11 protein-coding genes are annotated in these 18025 nt (G+C 71.3%); 7 read left to right on the top strand and 4 right to left on the bottom strand.

Features of this window, described 5'->3' with window-relative positions; genetic code table 11:
• Nucleotides 1–100: 100 nt before the first annotated feature.
• Nucleotides 101–1006 carry an SAM-dependent methyltransferase gene (locus OHA72_RS45310; protein WP_327002293.1) on the bottom strand — a complete coding sequence of 302 codons (906 nt, stop codon included), beginning with the start codon at nt 1004–1006 and terminating at the stop codon, nt 101–103.
• Between the two features lie 102 nt (nt 1007–1108).
• Complete coding sequence (locus tag OHA72_RS45305) at nt 1109–2146, bottom strand: LacI family DNA-binding transcriptional regulator (protein WP_327002292.1); 1038 nt, start codon at nt 2144–2146, stop codon at nt 1109–1111.
• A 355-nt stretch (nt 2147–2501) separates the two neighbouring features.
• Between OHA72_RS45305 and OHA72_RS45300 the strand changes: the two genes are divergently transcribed.
• From OHA72_RS45300 to OHA72_RS45280, 5 genes are all read left to right on the top strand, one after another.
• Nucleotides 2502–3758 (top strand): sugar ABC transporter substrate-binding protein, encoded by a 1257-nt coding sequence (locus OHA72_RS45300; protein WP_327002291.1) that lies wholly within the window; start codon nt 2502–2504, stop codon nt 3756–3758.
• Nucleotides 3759–3912: 154 nt separating this feature from the next.
• Complete coding sequence (locus tag OHA72_RS45295; protein ID WP_327002290.1) at nt 3913–4752, top strand: carbohydrate ABC transporter permease; 840 nt, start codon at nt 3913–3915, stop codon at nt 4750–4752.
• A gap of 86 nt (nt 4753–4838) precedes the next feature.
• Complete coding sequence (locus tag OHA72_RS45290) at nt 4839–5579, top strand: carbohydrate ABC transporter permease (RefSeq protein ID WP_327011780.1); 741 nt, start codon at nt 4839–4841, stop codon at nt 5577–5579.
• A 95-nt stretch (nt 5580–5674) separates the two neighbouring features.
• The gene (locus OHA72_RS45285) at nt 5675–7405 is read left to right on the top strand and encodes an amylo-alpha-1,6-glucosidase (RefSeq protein WP_327002289.1); all 1731 of its coding nucleotides are present in this window, start codon (nt 5675–5677) and stop codon (nt 7403–7405) included.
• Between the two features lie 84 nt (nt 7406–7489).
• Nucleotides 7490–10831 (top strand): DUF4132 domain-containing protein, encoded by a 3342-nt coding sequence (locus OHA72_RS45280; protein ID WP_327002288.1) that lies wholly within the window; start codon nt 7490–7492, stop codon nt 10829–10831.
• A gap of 393 nt (nt 10832–11224) precedes the next feature.
• Here OHA72_RS45280 and OHA72_RS45275 read toward each other — a convergent pair whose 3' ends face one another.
• Nucleotides 11225–12520, bottom strand: a complete 1296-nt coding sequence (locus OHA72_RS45275; RefSeq protein ID WP_327002287.1) for a LacI family DNA-binding transcriptional regulator — start codon at nt 12518–12520, stop codon at nt 11225–11227.
• Nucleotides 12521–12568: 48 nt separating this feature from the next.
• On the opposite strand from OHA72_RS45275, the gene OHA72_RS45270 reads away from it, so the two are divergent.
• Entirely contained in the window at nt 12569–14065 is a 1497-nt protein-coding gene (locus tag OHA72_RS45270) for an arabinofuranosidase catalytic domain-containing protein (protein ID WP_327002286.1), read from the top strand.
• Nucleotides 14066–14129: 64 nt separating this feature from the next.
• Nucleotides 14130–15599: an arabinofuranosidase catalytic domain-containing protein gene (locus OHA72_RS45265; protein WP_327002285.1), complete on the top strand. Its 1470-nt coding sequence runs from the start codon at nt 14130–14132 to the stop codon at nt 15597–15599.
• Between the two features lie 113 nt (nt 15600–15712).
• Here OHA72_RS45265 and OHA72_RS45260 read toward each other — a convergent pair whose 3' ends face one another.
• Entirely contained in the window at nt 15713–17386 is a 1674-nt protein-coding gene (locus OHA72_RS45260) for an RICIN domain-containing protein (RefSeq protein ID WP_327002284.1), read from the bottom strand.
• Nucleotides 17387–18025 lie beyond the last annotated feature (639 nt).

Genomic DNA, 18025 nt, shown 5'->3' with positions numbered 1-18025 from the left:
GTTCGCTTCAGGTGCCCTTCTCCGGTCGTCCCCCGGGGTAAGGGCGCCGGTGTACCGGTGCGGTCGATCGATGATCAACTGACCTCGGGGTCCCAGAAGATCAGCGACGATCCAGCACGGCGCTGAGGAACCTGGTGTCCAGCCACGGCGGTGTCGCCTGCCGGCCGAAAGGGTCGGACAGGTCCCGGCCGTAGCGCGCGGCCACGGCCGCCGCGGGCTCCTCGCCGACGCTCCAGCCGGCCGCCCCCAGGTGCTCCGCCGGATCCCGGCGCCGCTCGGTGTTGATCAGGGATCGCATCTGGACACCGGACCGTTCGCTGAGCTCGTCGAGCGGTGCACGGTCGGCGGCGAGGCGGTCGACCTGAACGATGTGGTCCAGCGCGAGCCGGCTCCCGGGCACGGAGTGTTCGTCGACGCGCCGCAGCAGCAGCTCCTCCGCCTCCGCCGGCAGGTACGCCAGCAGCCCCTCCGCCACCCAGACGGCCGGGGCGCCGGCGTCGAACCCGGCGCCGGTCAGCGCCGCCGGCCAGTCCTCGCGCAGGTCGGCGCCGACCGGGACGCGGGCGCAGCCGGCCTGGGCGCCCACGTGGCCGAGCACGTCGTCCTTGAACGCGACGACCTGCGGCTGGTCCAGCTCGTACACGGTCACGCCGGGCGGCCAGCCGAGCCGGAACGCCCTGGTGTCCAGGCCCGCGGCGAGGAGCACGACCTGCCGGACGCCGCCGCCGACCGCGTCGAGGACGACGTCGTCGTAGAACCGTGAGCGCACGCCGATGTAGCGCGAGCCGTGCAGGTGCAGCGCGTCCCGGTCGCTGACCTCGGCGCCGGGCTCGGGCCAGCGCGCCGGGAACGCGACCGGCGACTCGACGGCCTGGATGAACGCGGCGCCGAACGGGTCGTCGATCAGCGCGTCCGGACGCGACGACTCGACGGTGCGCGCCGCGGCCAGGCCGAGGGCCGTGATGCCCGGCCCGGTGGTGACGTCCCAGCTGCGGTTTCCCGCCATGTCGTGCACCTTTCCTCGTGTTCCGGCTCCGATCAGGTACACCGCGCACGCGGGTGCGAGTGCTGGTCGCCGCATACGCCAGGCGACGCCCTCCGGCGCAGGTCAGTCTTCGCTGGTGGGCAGCGGCTGTCTGGCGGGTGCCGGTCCGGTGGTGTTCCGCAAGGAGATGGGCGGGGCATGCAGCGTGTGCCGGGGATGCGCCTCGGGTGTGGCGAGACGCTCCAGCAGCAGCTCGACGGCGTGCGCGCCCATGTCGTGGGTGGGGATGTCGGCGGCGGTCATGGGCGGGCGGAAGTCTTCGGCCCAGTGCCGGGCGGCGACGCCGGTGACCGAGAAGTCGCGTGGCACGAGGAGGCCGGCGCGTTCCAGGCCGCGCTGGATGCCCGGCAGCGCGGCCTCGTTGATGGTGACCAGCGCGGTGACCTTGGGATGGTCGGCCAGGAGCCGCTCGACGCAGGACTCTCCAGCCGGTGTGTCGTCGGCGCAGCAGACGTCGACCGTGGCCAGGTTGCGCTCCGCGGCCGCTTCAATGAAGCCGGCCAGGGCGCGGTGGCTGGGGCCGTAGCCGGCGGCCACCAGCTCGGCGGAGCGGTTGACGAGGGCGACGTGCCGGTGGCCGAGGTCGGCCAGGTGATGCACGCAGCGTGACACGAGTGCGGCGTAGTCGACGTCGACCCACCACATGTCCTGGGAGTTGCCGGTGCGGCCGATGGTGACGAACGGCAGGCCGGTGTGCTGCAACCGGGTCACCCGGTCGTCCTCGAGCCGGATCTCCATCAGGATGACGCCGTCGACCCGGCGGCCGGTGACGATCCGCTCGAACGAACGCTCGTGGTCACCGCCGGACGGTGAGAGCAGCACGTCGAAGTCGGCGTGCGCGGCGGCCTCGACCACGCTGGCCACGAACCCCAGCTGCATGTCCGTGAGCCGCTGGCTCGCCGGCGGGATGACCAGGCCGAGCGTGCGGGTCCGGCCTTCCTTCAGTGCGCGGGCGCTGGCGTTGGGGCGGTATCCCAGCTCGTCGATGACCGCCTGGATGCGCCGGCGGGTCTCCTCGGACACCGGGCGGTTGCCGGTGAGCGAGTAGGACACCGTGCTGCGGGAGACGCCCGCCCGACGGGCGATCTCTCCGATGTTCATACCGCTCCCCATCAACCGTCCCCAAGCGTCGCGCGATGTCACGGCAGCCTCACGACATTACCTGAACCCTGTCCACGAGGGCACGGACCTTGTCGAACCGATTCGTAATGCCGCGACGCTGCGGCACCTTGACCCGCGCGAGGCAGCGTGCTTAGGTAGGTCGAACCGATTCGCACGACGGTGCGGGCGCCGGCCGTTGCAGCACGAGGAGCTCCGCCGGTGCCCGCACGGGACCGGCACACCCTGGTCCGCTCCTGAGTCCGGCGCTGCACCCGCGCCGGGCGCGACCGGTCCCGAGCCATCCACGCCATCACGGCTGGTGACAGCCGAACACCCCACTCCATAAAGGGCCGCCATGCCTAACCTCACCAGCGGGCGCCGCGTCATCGGCGCCACCCTGCTCGCGTTCGCCGTCGTGTGCGCCACCACCGCCTGCGGGTCGTCCGACGACGGCGGCACCGGCGCATCCGGCAACGGCACATTCACCATCTGGGACCCCTACCCGCAGTACGACGACAGCTCCGCCTGGGTGCAGTTGCTGACGAAATGCGGCACGGACGCCGGCGTGACCATCAAACGCACCGGCCACGACACCAGCGACCTGACCAACAAGGCGCTGCTCGCCGCACAGCAGGGAAACTCGCCCGACGTGCTCATCGTCGACAACCCGGTCGTCAGCACGATGGCCGAGGCCGGAGTGCTGACCACCACCGCGGAGAACAAGCTGGACACCAGCACGATCGAGCCGAACCTCATCGCCGCCGGAACGGCCGGCGGCAAGACGTTCGGGGTGCCGATCGGCGCGAACACCCTCGCGCTGTACTACAACAAGTCGGTCCTGCAGGCCGCCGGCGTCGACATCGGCACCGTCAAGGACTGGCCGTCGCTCACCGCGGCGCTGGGCAAGGTGAAGGCCGCGGGCAAGAAGGGCATCACGTTCTCCGCCATCGGCACCGAGGAGGGCAGTTTCCAGTTCCTGCCGTGGTACTGGGGATCCGGCGCGAACCTGAAGAAGCTCGACTCGCCGGAGGCCGTCGCGGCGCTGACGCTGTGGACGGACTGGCTCAAGCAGGGCTATGCGCCGAACTCCGTCATCAACAACACCCAGACCACCAGCTGGCAGGAGTTCGCCACCGGTGAGTACGCGTTCGCCGAGAACGGCACCTGGCAGCTGGCCAACGCCAAGAAGGCCGGCTTCGAATACGGCATCATCCCGGTCCCGGGGATCACCGGCGGCACGGCCGCCGCGCCGACCGGCGGTGAGTTCGTCAGCATCCCCGTGCAGAAGGACGCCGGTCGCTACGACACCAGCCGCAAACTCGTGCAGTGCCTGACCAACACCGACAACTCCTACACCACCGTGACGACCCTGTCCTACATCGCGCCGACCACGGCGGTGCAGGACAAGCAGGTGGCGGACAATCCCGAGCTGAAGGTGTGGGTCGCGGCGGTCAAGGCCGCCAAGGGACGCACCAGCGACGACCTCGGCACCAAGTACCCGAAGATCTCCCAGCCGATGTGGACAGCGTTCCAGGCGGCCCTCAGCGGGTCGAAGTCACCGGCCGACGCCCTCACCGCGGCCCAGTCCGCGGCCGCAGCGGCGACCAAGTAGGCCGACGCACATCATGCATCGCACGACACAGGCCACGGGCGCACCGACGGCCGTGCGAGACCGGGACGGGGCGGCCCCGGCCGTCCCGTCCCCGCGCGGCGCACGGCGCGGGGCACGTGCAGCCGGATGGATACCGTGGGCGTTCCTGGCGCCGGTGGTCGTCTACCTCGTAGCCTTCTACGCCTACCCGCTGTACCGCAACATCGACCTGAGCCTGCGCCACTACACGGTGCGCTCCTTCGTGCAGGGCGGGGCGCCGTTCAGCGGGCTGGACAACTACCGCACCGTGCTCGACAACCCGACGTTCGTGCCGGCGCTGGCGCACACCGTCGTGTTCACGGTGGTGTCGCTGGTGTTCCAGTTCGCCATCGGACTGGCCCTGGCGGTGTTCTTCAACCGGCACTTCCCGCTGTCCGGCACGCTGCGCGCGCTGTTCCTGGTGCCGTGGCTGCTGCCGCTCATCGTGTCGGCGTCGACGTGGTCGTGGATGCTCAACAGCGACTCCGGCATCGTCAACACCGCGCTCGGCTGGGCCGGCATCGACCCGGTCAACTGGCTCACCGCACCGGACTGGGCGCTGGTGTCCGTCATCATCGCCAACATCTGGATCGGCATCCCGTTCAACCTCGTCGTGCTGTACAGCGGGCTGCAGGTCATCCCGGGGGAGGTCTACGAGGCGGCCGCCCTCGACGGTGCCAGCGGCGCCCAGCAGTTCTGGCGCATCACCTTCCCGTTGCTGCGCCCGGTGTCCGCGATCACCCTGCTGCTCGGTCTCGTGTACACCCTCAAGGTCTTCGACCTCATCTGGATCATGACGAAAGGCGGGCCGGTGGACGCCTCGACCACGTTCGCCACCTGGTCCTACCGGCTCGGGTTCGGCAACCTGCTGCCCGACTTCGGCCCCGGTGCGGCGGTGGGCAACCTGCTCATCCTCATGGCCCTCGCGTTCGGCCTGCTCTACATCCGTATGCAGCGCAAGCAGGTGGGCCGGTGAACCGGACGTCGAGCCGATGGCGGACCTGGTCACGGACCTGCCTCGGGCTGGTGTTCACGGCGGTCCTGCTCTTCCCCGTGTACTGGATGATCAACGTGTCGCTGACCCCCGAGCGGGACATGCGCAAGAGCCCGCCGGACATGTTCCCGCTGCACGCGACGTTCGACGGCTACCGTGCGGTCCTGCAGCAACAGCTGCCGTACCTCGGCACCAGCCTGATGGTCAGCGTCGGCACAGTGGTGCTGACCGTCGTGCTCGCGGCGCCCGCCGCCTATGCCCTCGCGAAGCTGCGACCCCGCGGCGGCGGCCTGCTCTCCTTCGTGTTGCTCGTCGCGCAGATGGTCCCCGGCATCATCATGGCGATGGGCTTCTACGTCATCTATCTCAACCTCGGCGTGCTCAACAGCTGGCCCGGTCTGATCCTCGCCGACTCCACGATCGCGGTGCCGTTCGCGGTCCTGGTCTTCACCGCGTTCATGTCCGGCATACCGGACGAACTGCTGCAGGCGGCGCGCACCGACGGCGCCGGGCCGTTGCGCACGTTCTGGTCGATCGTTCTCCCAGTCAGCGGCAACGCCGTGGTGACGGTCTCGCTGTTCGCGTTCCTGTGGGCCTGGTCCGACTTCATCTTCGCCAGCACCCTCGACGGCGGTGGGCAGCTGCGCCCCATCACCCTCGGCATCTACCGCTACATCGGCAACAACAACCAGGAGTGGAACGCGATCATGGCCACCGCCGTCGTCGCCTCGATCCCCGCGGCGGTGCTCCTGGTCGTCGCGCAGCGATATGTCGCCGCCGGTGTGACCGCCGGCGCGGTCAAGGACTGACCCGGTTGCGCAGGCCGTCCGACATGTCCAGCCCTTCGCGGTACCGTCGCCGCCCCGCACCCGGCGTCCCGCCGTCGCAGAAAGTGAGCCCCCGCATGAGCGCCCCGATCGGTCCTGCCTTCTCCGTGCAGGACATCCCGTTCAGCTACGCGGGCTCCTGGTTCGGCATCTCCCCGGTGACCGCGGAGAAGACCTACGCCGAGCACCTGCACCTGGTGTCGCACCAGTCGGGTCTGCACGCCGTGCTCCGGTTCGTCCCGATGCGGGCCGGCACACCGGTCGAAGCGACCGTCTCGGCCGGCCCCGCCCAGCTCACCTGGGACGCGGCGCAGGGGCGGATCGAGCTGGCCTACGAGACCACCGACACCGTGCGGCTGCGCGGGCAGGGACTCGGCCTGGCGATCCGCGCCGCGCACGCGACCCTGACATCGTTCAGCGGCACGTACTTCTACCAGGACCCGGTCGACGACACGTACGTGTTCACCGACTACGGCACCGGCCGGCGGTACCGGGTGACCGTCCTGACCGGCAGGGTCACCGCCGTCGGCACGGAGACACTCGGCACCGGCGAGCGCGGCGTCACCACCGACGGCGACGAGCCGTGGGAGATCGCGATCGAGGAGTTCGACAGCGCCCGCCCGGCCTACCGCGCCGGTCGCACCTTCGACGAGGTCGTCAAGGCCGCCGAGGGCGAGTTCGCCGCGTTCGTCGACGCCGTCGCACCGTGGCGCACGACGCAGACCCCGGCCGCCGAACTGGCCGCCTACGTCCTGTGGTCGGCCTCGGTCCGCCCGGCCGGGTTCGTCACGCGACCCGCGGTGCTGATGTCGAAGCACTGGATGGACAAGGTGTGGAGCTGGGACCACTGCTTCAACGCCCTCGCCCTCGCCGACGGCCTGCCGGACCTGGCGTGGCACCAGTTCCGCATCGTGTTCGACCACCAGGACGAGACCGGCGCCCTGCCCGACTCGATCACCCACTCCGAGGTGCTCTACAACTTCGTGAAGCCGCCGATCCACGGCTGGGCGCTGCGGCAGCTGCGCCAGCGACTGCCGCACCTGGACACCGCCGAACTCACCGCCACGTACCAGGCAATGGTCCGATGGACCACGTTCTGGCTGGACACCCGCCGGCGCCCGGGCGCGCACCTGGCGCACTACCAGCACGGCAACGACAGCGGCTGGGACAACGCCACCACCTTCGACCCGCAGCGGCTGGTCCAGAGCGCCGACCTCGCGGCGTTCCTCGTCCTGCAACTGCGTGAGCTCGCCGACCTCGCCCAGCTGCTGGGCCGCGGCAGCGACGCCGCCTACTGGACGGCGACGGCCGGGCAGATCCGCACCGCCATGCTGGACCTGCTGTGGGACGGCGACCGGTTCGTCACCCGCAGCGCGACGTCGGGCACCACCTGGACCAGCGACAGTCTGCTGGACCTCATGGCCGTCATCCTCGGCGACGACCTGCCCGCTGCCGTGCGCGACGTCCTGGCCGAGCGGATCCGGGCCCACCTCACGGCGTTCGGCCCCGCCACGGAACTGCCCACCTCACCCCGATACGAGGCCGACGGGTACTGGCGCGGCCCGATCTGGGCACCGTCCACCATCCTCGTCGAGGACGGGCTGCGCCGCGCCGGGCACACCGATCTCGCCGACGACATCAGCGCCCGCTTCCGTGCACTGTGCGAGCGGTCCGGGTTCGCCGAGAACTTCGACGCGCTCACCGGCGCCGGCCTGCGTGACCGCGCCTACACCTGGACCGCCAGCGCCTACCTCCTGCTCTGCGCCGCCCACGTCACGCGAGCCGAGGCGTCCAGCGCGCACCGGTGACGCCCCGGCTTTTTGTCGGTGGGTGTCGCTATGGTGTTGCCGTTCCCGGGTGGACCGGGCGGGTCAGGGACCCTGGAGGCGACGATGAGCACCGATGCAGGGACCGACGAGGACACCCTGGTGGTCCGGCCCGCGTGGAGCGCCGCCGCGTTCCCGCGGCGCGGCGAGGTCCCGGTCGGCTACACGCCACGGCCGACCGCCGTCACCGAGACCGCGCACGTGATCGGCCTGCACCGCGACACGATCCTCGCCGAGCTCGGACGCGAGGGCGTGGACGGCGACCTCGCCGACGCCGGCCGGGCCTGGCTCGCCGGCGACCCCGGCCGCACCCCGCTCGGCGCCGCCGTCGTCGCCGGTGTGCTCATGGCCCGGCTCAACTGGCGCGAGTCGGGCTGGGCCGTCTCGATCGCCGACGGGTGGATCACCGAGCACGGCGTCGACTTCGCCGCCCGCGCCTATCTGGAGCTCGCCGGCCTGTATCTGGGCCGGTACTTCTCCGGGCACCTCGTCGGGCCCCTGCGCCGCCGCGGCCCGTCCGCCGTGCCCGACACCTGGTCCTCCGACGGGACCGTGCAGGTCCGGGCCGCGATCGCCGCCGCGCCCGAGCAGGAGTATGCCGCCGTCGTGCGGACCCTGCAGGAGTTCCGCGGCGGCATCGTCCACCAGCGGTTCACCGCCACGTTCCTGGACCCGACCAGACCCGGCTGGATCGAGGAGGACATCGCCGCCCTCGCCGCGGTCCAGTGGCACGACGCCGCCGCGAACACCCTGCTGACCTGCGTCACCACCGCCGCCCAGGTCGACGCCCTCACCGCGGCCGCCGGCGAGCTCGACCTGTTCCACACCGAGGCCATCGTGCACACCCTCGTGCGGGGTGCCGGCAGCGCCGCGCTCGGCCCGCTGCTGGCGTGGCTCGACCATCCCTACGCCAACCCGGACATGCGCCGCACGCTGCTGCCGATCATCGCGGCGCTGCCGACCGACGCGGCGTTCACGGCGCTGCTGGAGCGCATCGAGCAGAAACACGTGCCGGCCACCGTCATGGAGACCGCCGGCCGGTTCCCCGCCCGGGCGGTGCGGCTGCTCGCCGTCCACGCCGGCCGCCGGCCCGTCTCCGAGCTGCTCCGGTCGCATGTCGCCAGGCACCGCAAACTCGCCGAGACACTCCTGCCCGCATTGCCGGTCGACGCGGCCCGCCGGGTCACGGCCGTCATCGACGCGATCGACGCCGCACGGGAGGCGCCGGCGCACGCCGTCCCGCCGATCCTGGTCACCCCGCCGTGGACCGGCCGCCGCAAGGCCGCCCCGCCGGTGGTGATCGAGGGCCTCACCTGCACCGATGGGCCGTCGTCGGCCTGGGTGCCCGGTGAGCGTGACCTCTGGCGCGGCGGCACGACGCACCTGTCGCGGTTCTGGCGGCCCGGCGCCGACACCGGCGTCGATGCCGACATCGCCTGGATCCGCCGCGGCGCCACCGCCCCGGTCACCGCCGTCCGCTTCTTCCTGCATGCCCCGGAGTCCGTTGCCGCCCCGATGCTCGCCGAGTGGCGCATCGACTGGCTCGGCGACGGCGCGTCCGACTGGCTGCGGCTGCTGGTCGCCCGGTTCGACGCGGCCGCCTATCCCGTCGTCCTCGCCGTTGCCCGGGAGGCACCCGCGGAGGCCGTCAAGGCGATGATGCCGATCGCCGGGCCGGAGCTGGCCGAGCTGGTCGCCGACTGGTTCCACCGGGTCAAGCCGCTGCGCGCCCACGCCCGGTCCTGGCTGACCCGGCACCCGGCCGCCGCGGCCAGGGCCCTGACCCCCGCCGCCCTCGGCAAGGCCGGCCCCGCCCGCCAGGCCGCCGGGCTCGCCCTCGCGGCCATCGGCCGCGCCGGTCACCGCGACCCCGCGGTCGCCGCCGCGGCGGACGCCCACGGCACGCGGGCCGCCGACGCGGTCGCCGCCCTGCTCGACGCCGACCCGCTCACCATCCTGCCGGCACGGATGCCGACCCCGCCGGACTGGGCCGACCCTGCGGTCCTCGCCCCGGTCCAGTTGCGCGACGGTGGCGGCGCGCTCCCGGCCACCGCGGTCCGGCACCTGCTGATGATGCTCGCCGTCGCCAAGCCCGACGAGCCCTATGCGGGCATCGACGTCGTCCGCGAGGCGTGTGACCCGGCAAGCCTCGCCGAGTTCGGCTGGTCACTGTTCCAGCAGTGGCTCAACGCCGACAGCCCGTCCAAGGGCGCCTGGGCCTTCGACGCGCTGAGCGTCATCGGCGACGACGAGACCGTCCGCCGGCTCAGCCCCCTGGTCCGCGCCTGGCCGACGCAGAACCTGCGGGCCCGCGCCGTCACCGGCGTCGAGGTCCTCGCCCGCATGGGCTCCGACCTCGCCCTCATGCACCTGCACGGCATCGCCGACAAGGTCAAGAACCGCTCGGTTCGCGAACGTGCCGCCGAGCGCCTCGCCGACGCCGCCGCAGCCCGTGGCCTGAGCCCCGAGCAGCTCGCCGACCGCCTCGTCCCCGACCTCGGCCTCGACCCCAACGGCAGCCTCACCCTGGACTACGGCCCCCGCCGGTTCGTGGTCGGCTTCGACGAGCAGCTCAAACCGTATGTCGCCGACGAGGGCGGCGCCCGCCGCAAGGACCTGCCGAAGCCCGGCGCGAAGGACGACCCGGTCCTGGCCCCCGTCGCGGCCCAGCGCTTCACCGCCCTGAAGAAGGACGTCCGGACCATCGCCGCCGACCAGGTCCGGCGCCTCGAGCAGGCCATGGTCCGCCGGCGCCGCTGGACGGCCGAGGAGCTGCGCGACCTGTTCATCGCCCACCCCCTCATCTGGCATCTCGCCCGCCGGCTCGTGTGGGCCGGCTACGCCGACGACGGCACGGCGCACACCGCGTTCCGGATCGCCGAGGACCGCACCCTCGCCACCGTCGACGACGACCCGGCCACCCTGGACCCCGCAGCCGTCGTCGGCATCGCCCACCCGCTGGACCTGGGCCCCGACCTCACCCGCTGGTCCGGGATCCTCTCCGACTACGAGATCCTCCAGCCGTTCCCGCAGCTGGGCCGCGACATCCACACGCTCACCCCGGCGGAGCGCGCCGCCGTGACCCTGACCCGCTTCGCCGGCCGGACCGGCCCGTCGGGCCGCTTCATCGGCCTCGACCGCCACGACTGGCGCCTCGGACCGCCCCAGGACGGCGGGGGACAGTGCTGGGTGGAGCACGACCTGCCCGGCGGTCACCTCCTGATCGCCGAGCTGCACCCGGGCATCTTCATCGGCGACCCGTCCGTCACCCCGCAGCAGACGGTGAGCGACGTGCACATCATCGCGGCCGGCGACCCCCAATCCACCCGGCACCACATCCCGTTCGGCGTCATCGATCCGATCACCGCCTCGGAGCTTCTCCGCGACCTGCACCTCGCAACGGCCTGACCCCACCACCCGTCCCCGGATCGCCGCTTCTGGCGCTGCCGGTGTGCCGGCGGCCTGCCACGGGCTGCCGCACCGCGGCGGTCCGCCGGCGTGCACGGTGGCGGCCGTGGCGGGGCGAACCGGGCTCCACGTGGACCGGCAGCGCCTCATCCCCATCCGGCTGCGCGTGGACGGCGCAGCGCCTCACCCCCATCCCCGACGCCTCGGGCCGTGACGGACCTGCCCACGGGTGACACCTGGACATGCTGTCGCTGCACGGGGCGCCGCGGGACGCGCACCTGCGGGCCCCTGGGCACGTTCGCTGGGACCGTTCCGCGATTGCCGACGTCGGCGGCCGTGGCACGCAGCCGCGATCGGGATGCGGTGACCGTGCCGGCCGCCGCCGGCGATCGCTCAGCGGAGCGTTGCCGAGAGCATCCCGTCCGGCACGATGCGGGCGCACGCAGCCGTGCTGTCCCGGACGACGAGCGTGGGGGCAACCATCGGCTCCCAGCCCGGGCGAACCCGGCCGTCCGGCAGGTCCGCCTCGATGGCCCATACGAGGGCGGCGACGCAGCGCCGGCCGACTTCGTCGAAGTCCTGGCGGACCGTGGTCAGTGGCGGACAGAGGTATCGCGCCTCAGGAGCGTCGTCGAACCCGACGACGCTGATGTCGTCCGGCACCCGGATGCCGCGCTCGTGAAAGGCGCGCAGCACCCCCGCGGCCATCCGGTCACTGGCGACGAGCACTGCGGTCACGGCTCGGCGGGAGCGGGAGCTCAGCTCAAGACCGGCCAGATACCCGGACCGGGCGGTCCAGTCACCGATGAGCGGCTCCGGTGCAGCCAGCCCGGACTCGCTCAGGGCGTCGCGCCAGCCCTCGACGCGACGCTGCGCGTCGAGCGAATCGCGTGGCCCGGCGATGTGCCAGATCTGACGATGGCCCAGGCCCAGCAGGTGTTGGACCGCCGATCGGGCTCCGGCGGCCTGGTCGACCGCGGGGGACGGGACGTTCGGATCGATGGAGGCCTCAACGGCGACGACGGGCATGCCGTTGGCCAGCTGGAGCAGTGCGGCCGCGGTCCGGTGCGCGGCGACGACGATGACGCCCGCGACCGACTGGTCCACCAGACTGCCGAGCGCCGCGGCCGTGCCGGCGCGGTCGCAGCGGTCGAGGATGGCGATGCTGATGTCGTAGCCCGCCGCGCGGGCGGCGCGTTCGACACCGATCCACGTGGAGGTCGGACCGTACAGGGTCGGGTCGGGGACGATGACCCCGATGCGCCGCGATCGACCGCCCGCGAGCCGGCGGGCCATGGCGTTGGGCCGGAAGTTGAGCGTGCGCGCCGCGTCCAGCACGCGTTGACGGGTGTCGGCCCGCACGCCGGGACGATGGTTGAGCACCCGTGACACGGTCTGGTGCGAGACACGTGCGAGCCGCGCAACGTCGTAGATGACCGCTGCCCGGCCAGGCAGCATGACGGACGCCGCGTCCGGTCGATGACGATCGTCGCTCTCGTCGCGCGGCGTTGACGGCACCGGTTTGCATACTCCGTCACAGTGGCGGGGTCGAATCGATTCGTACTCAATGTAGACACGCCGCGGGGCGAGTGTCAACGACCGGCAGGCGCCTGGGCGTCTGCCGCATCGACATGGGTTGACGGCGCACATGTGAGCGCTACCATCAACGCGAATCGGTTCGATGCCCATTGATGGCATGCACCCCCGCCCGAACCCTTCTACGTCGAGGAATCCGCCATGGTTGTTCCGAACCACCGGCGCCGTGGACGCACACGGTTGTGTGCGACCGGCGCGCTGATGCTCGCCCTGATCGCCGGCGGCGCGACGCTGCTGTCGCCCACCCGGCCCGCCGTGGCCGCGACGGTCGGCTCGCCGACGCCGATCGTCGGTGGCCAGTCCGGCCGCTGCGTCGACGTGCCGGGCTCCAGCACCGTCAACGGCACCCAGGCCCAGCTGTGGGCCTGCCACGGCGGCGCCAACCAGCAATGGACCTACACGTCGAGCAGACAACTGACCGTGTACGGCAACAAGTGCCTCGACGCCAGCGGCCAGGGCGCGAGCAACGGCACGCCCGCGATCATCTGGGACTGCAACGGCCAGGCCAACCAGCAGTGGAACGTCAACGCCGACGGCACCGTCACCGGTGTGCAGTCCGGGCTGTGCCTGGACGCCAGCGCGTTCGGCACGGCCAACGGCACCAAGGTCCAGCTCTGGACGTGCACCGGCGCCGCCAACCAGCAATGGGCCCAGTCCGGCCCGCCCCCGGCCGGGTCGCGGCCCTGTGACATCTACGCCGCGGGCGGCACGGCGTGCGTCGCAGCGCACAGCACCACGCGGGCGCTGTACGCCGCGTACACCGGCAACCTGTATCAGGTGCGGCGCTCCTCGGACAACGCGACCCTCAACATCGGCCTGCTGAGCGCCGGCGGCACCGCCAACGCCGCCGCACAGGACTCCTTCTGTGCCGGCACCACGTGTGTCATCACGGTGCTGTTCGACCAGTCCGGGCGTGGCAACGACCTGTGGTATCAGGGGTCGAGTGTGGTTCCTGGTTCGCCGCAGAGCAGCCCGGCGCGGGCGACGACGGAGTCGTTGACGGTGGGCGGTGGTAAGGCGTACTCGTTGTACATCAACCCGGGGAACAGTTACTGGCGTGACGGTCATCTGACGGGTGTGCCGACCGGGAGTGCGCCTGAGGGTATGTACATGGTGACCAGCGGCACGCATGTCAACAGCGGTTGCTGCTTCGACTACGGCAACAGCGAGACGACGCGGAAGGCCGACGCGGCCGGTGCGATGGACGCGATCTACTTCGGCACGAGCTGCTGGTTCGGTGGCTGTTCGGGCTCCGGGCCGTGGGTGCAGGCGGATCTGGAGTGGGGGCTGTTCCCCGGTGGCAGCAGCGCCTGGAACCCGAACCAGCGGGCGTTCACCAGCAAGTTCGTCACCGCGACACTGAAGAACAACGGTACGTCGCGGATGGCGATGAAGGGCAGCAACGCCCAGTCGGGCAGCTTGTTCACGCTGTACGACGGCACCCTGCCGAACGGGTACAGCCCGATGAAGAAGCAGGGCGCGATCGTGCTGGGCAGTGGCGGGGACTGCTGCAAGCCCGATGGTGGTGCGAACCAGAGCGCGGGCACGTTCTATGAGGGTGCGATGGTGGCGGGTTACCCGTCCGACGCGACGGAGAACGCGGTCCAGGCCAACATCACCGCGGCCGGCTACCGCTGAACCGGCCGGCGCCCCCTGACGTCACGGTACTTCCCCCTCACAGACGAACCCCTCGGAGGAACTCATGCACGTGAGAGGTATGACCGGCCGCCCCAGGACCACCGCAGGGCTGGCCCTGGCACTGCTCGCCGGCGCCGGGCTGCTGGCCGTCGCGACCGCCCAACCGGCCCAGGCAGCTACGACAGGTCCGTGTGACATCTACGCCTCGGGTGGTACGCCGTGCGTGGCCGCGCACAGCACCACCCGGGCGTTGTACGGCGCGTACAACGGCCCGCTGTACCAGGTCCGGCGCGCGTCGGACAACACCACCCGCGACGTCGGGGTGCTGAGCGCCGGCGGATACGCCAACGCGGCCACGCAGGACGCGTTCTGCGCCAACACGACCTGCCTCATCACCGTCATCTACGACCAGTCCGGCCGCAACAACCGGCTCACCCAGGCGCCTCCCGGGTATTGGCCCGGTCCTGCCGCGGGTGGGTGGGACAACCTCGCCGACGCGAAGGCGGCGCCGATCACGATCGGTGGTCAGAAGGCGTACGGCGTCTACATCGCGCCCGGCTCCGGCTACCGCAACAACAACACCAACGGCGTCGCGACCGGCGATCAGCCCGAGGGCATCTATGCGGTCGTCGACGGCACCCACTACAACCAGTGGTGCTGCTTCGACTACGGCAACGCGCAGACGGACGGCCAGGCCGATTCGCCCGCCATCATGGAGACCGTCTACTTCGGCGCCAACAAACAATGGGGGTACGGGGCCGGAGCCGGCCCGTGGGTGATGGCCGACCTGGAGTGGGGGCTGTTCTCCGGGGTGAACGCGGGCTACAACAACATCGCGTCCATCAACCAGCGCTTCGTGACCGCCATGGTCAAGGGCGAGCCGAACCACTGGGCCATCCGCGGCGGCAGCTCGCAGTCGGGTGGTCTCACGACGTACTTCGACGGCCAGCGCCCCAACGGCTACCACCCGATGAAGAAGGAAGGCGCGATCCTGCTCGGCATCGGCGGCGACAACAGCGTCTCCGGCCGCGGCACCTTCTACGAGGGCGTACTGACCTCCGGCTACCCATCGGCCGCCACCGAGAACGCCGTCCAGGCCAACATCACCGCCGCCGGGTACGCACCGGCCGGCGGCAACCCGCAGCAGAGCGGCCAGCTCGTCGGCGGCCAGTCAGGCCGCTGCGTCGACGTCCCGAACCAGGGCACCACCAACGGGCTCCAGGTCCAGCTGTGGGACTGCTGGAACGGCACCAACCAGCGCTGGACGTACACGTCCGGCAAGCAGTTGCAGGTCTACGGCAACAAATGTCTCGACGTCTCCGGCCAGGGCACGGCGAACGGCACGCCCGTGATCATCTGGGACTGCCACGGCGGCGCCAACCAGCAGTGGAACGTCAACGCCGACGGGACGCTCACCAGCGTGCAGTCCGGGCTGTGCCTGGACGCCAGCGCCTTCGGCACCGCGAACGGCACGAAGGTGCAGGTGTGGCAGTGCCTCAACGGTGCCAACCAGAAGTGGAGCCTTCGCACCTGACACTCCGTATGCCGACGCGTTGCGCGGCGACAGCGGCAGCTGACTGAACGGGATCACCAACGGGAAAGGGGCGGCGGGGCCGGTCGGCCCCGCCGCCCCTCTGGCGAGGATCGTCAGGTGCGCAGCGTCCACTTCTGGTTGGCGCCGTTGAGGCACGTCCAGAGCTGGATCTTGGTGCCGTTGGCCGTGCCGAACGCGCTGGCGTCCAGGCACAGCCCGGACTGCACGCCGGTGACGGTGCCGTCGGCGTTGACGTTCCACTGCTGGTTGGCCTGGCCGTTGCAGTCCCAGATGATGACGGCGGTGCCGTTGGTGGTGCCGTGGCCGCTGGCGTCCAGGCACTTGGTGCCGTACACGGTCAGCTGCTTGCTGGCGGTGTACGTGAAGCGCTGGTTGGTGCCGCTGTGGCAGTCCCACAGCTGCAGCTGCGTGCCGTTCGTGGTGCTCGAACCCGGCACGTCCGCGCACCGGCTGGACTGGTTGCCCACGATCTGCTGACCTTGTCCGCTGCTGCCTGACGGGGGCAGGAGCGTGATGGTGGACGTCTCGTTGACGTTGGTGTGGGCGACGCTGACCGTCGCGGCGTTGCCCGACAGCGTCACCACACTGTCCCGCACGGTGACCGGGCCGGTGACGGCGCCGCCGTTGTTGTACGGGATGTTCTGCACGACGACGCGGACCTGGTTGTTCTGCACGATGCCGCTGGTGGTGTCGAGGCGCTGCAGGTTGACCGCGACGTTGCCCGTGGTGCGGCCGCCGCCGACGAGGATCTTCGCGGAGCCGGACGTCTTCGTGGCGAACGCGTCGTACGAGCTGCTCGGGGTGACCGAGGCGATCTGGCCGGTCTGGCCGGCGTAGAAGTTGTACGCCCACCACTCGCCCTTGGGCTGGTACTGCCCGCTGGAGCGGGTGAGCAGGTTGCCCAGGTCGTTGTGCAGGTTGCCGCCGCCGGCCCAGTTCGCGCGCAGGCCGTCGGCGCCGGCACGCTCGAGGCGGGCGATGTACCACGCCCCGTCGCCGGGGTTCTGCTCGTCGGACGCCCCGTACTCGTTGATCTGGTACGGCCGCGGGTGCGCGATGCCGCGCGAGTCCAGTGTCTGGTTGGCCGTGGCCACGTTTGCCACCGGGTCGCCGGGCAGCGAGTGCCAGCTGATGATGTCGGGCACGACATTGTTGGCCTTGACGTAGTCCAGGTACTGCGTCCACCAGCCGCTGGTCGACGGCACGCAGGCGCAGCTCGGCCCGACGATGAGCATGTTCGGGAACGTCGCGCGGATGCGCTGGTACGTGCGCCTCCACAGCTCGAAGTACTGCGATTGCGGCCGGTTCCAGAAGAGGCTGATGTTCGGCTCGTTCCAGATGTCCCACTGGACGGTGAGCCCGGCCGCCTGCACGTCACTGAACAGGCGGGTGAGGAAGTTGTCGTAGTCGGTCCAGTTGCCGTTGTCGCCGGGGAAGCGGCTGATGGCGGCGCCGTCGGCGCCCCACAGGTCGTGGGGGAGCAGCACGAACTTCCCGCCGAGCGCGGCGGTGCGCAGGGCCTGCGCCCGGGTGGCGTTCCAGCGGCGGTCGTAGCCGCCACCCTGCCAGCCGCCGCCGGACAACTGGGCGCCACCTGCCCGCATGGCCTGGAACTTCACGTCCCGGAAGAAGTTGTCCGGCGGGTTCGTGCCGTCCTCGGTCATGCCGTAGATCCAGCCGGACGCGCGGTACGTCGGCGTCCCGTTCGTCACGGAGAAGTTGACGGTGATGGCCTCGTCGGCGGCATGGGCCGGCGTCGTGGCCACCACTGCCAGCCCGGTCGCAAGGACGAGCGCCGAGATGAGAGCGCCTCGGACGCGCCATCGACGCGTCGGTGAACTGTGCACAGAAGTCTCCTCTGTCAATGGGCAAGGACGGCCTGGGACGCCGCTCGCCGGCCGGCGACGGGCGCGGCGGAACGTCACTCCGATGGCTGACTGCCTGAACCTGAATGGTGTTTGCCGGCTGGACGCCGGCGGGCCTGTCCCCGCCCGCAGGAGCGTGACGCCGGCGGTGGTGCGCAGCCTGCGGCGGGAATCCGGAACGAGGGTGACATGGCGGGTGCCTCTCGAGACGGAGCATGGGCGGGGTGGCTCGGCGGGCGGCGCGGGGTGACCGCTTTCCGCGGGCTGTCGGCGGTCGTCAGCTCGCGGGCCCGCCGGCCGATGACGCTGCCGTCGAACGACCATCATCGTTCTTGCCGGTGTCCGGCGGTCCATCGGTACGGGCGGCGGTGTACCGGTTATCGAACCGATTCGCATCGATCGTAGCGGTATCGTGGCCGCGGTCAATACCTCAGGCAGATCCGTCCTCGGCGAACCGGCACGGTGCGGCGCGGCCGGGCTGAAAATTCCAGGCGGTGACGGCCGGCAGGCCGGTTGGGCAGGTGGTGCCAGCGATTGCGG

This window comes from Dactylosporangium sp. NBC_01737, assembly GCF_035963215.1.
Classification (GTDB): Bacteria; Actinomycetota; Actinomycetes; order Mycobacteriales; family Micromonosporaceae; genus Dactylosporangium.
The sequence above is the reverse complement of the archived record's forward strand: the minus strand, read 5'-3'. Positions and strand labels throughout refer to the sequence as shown.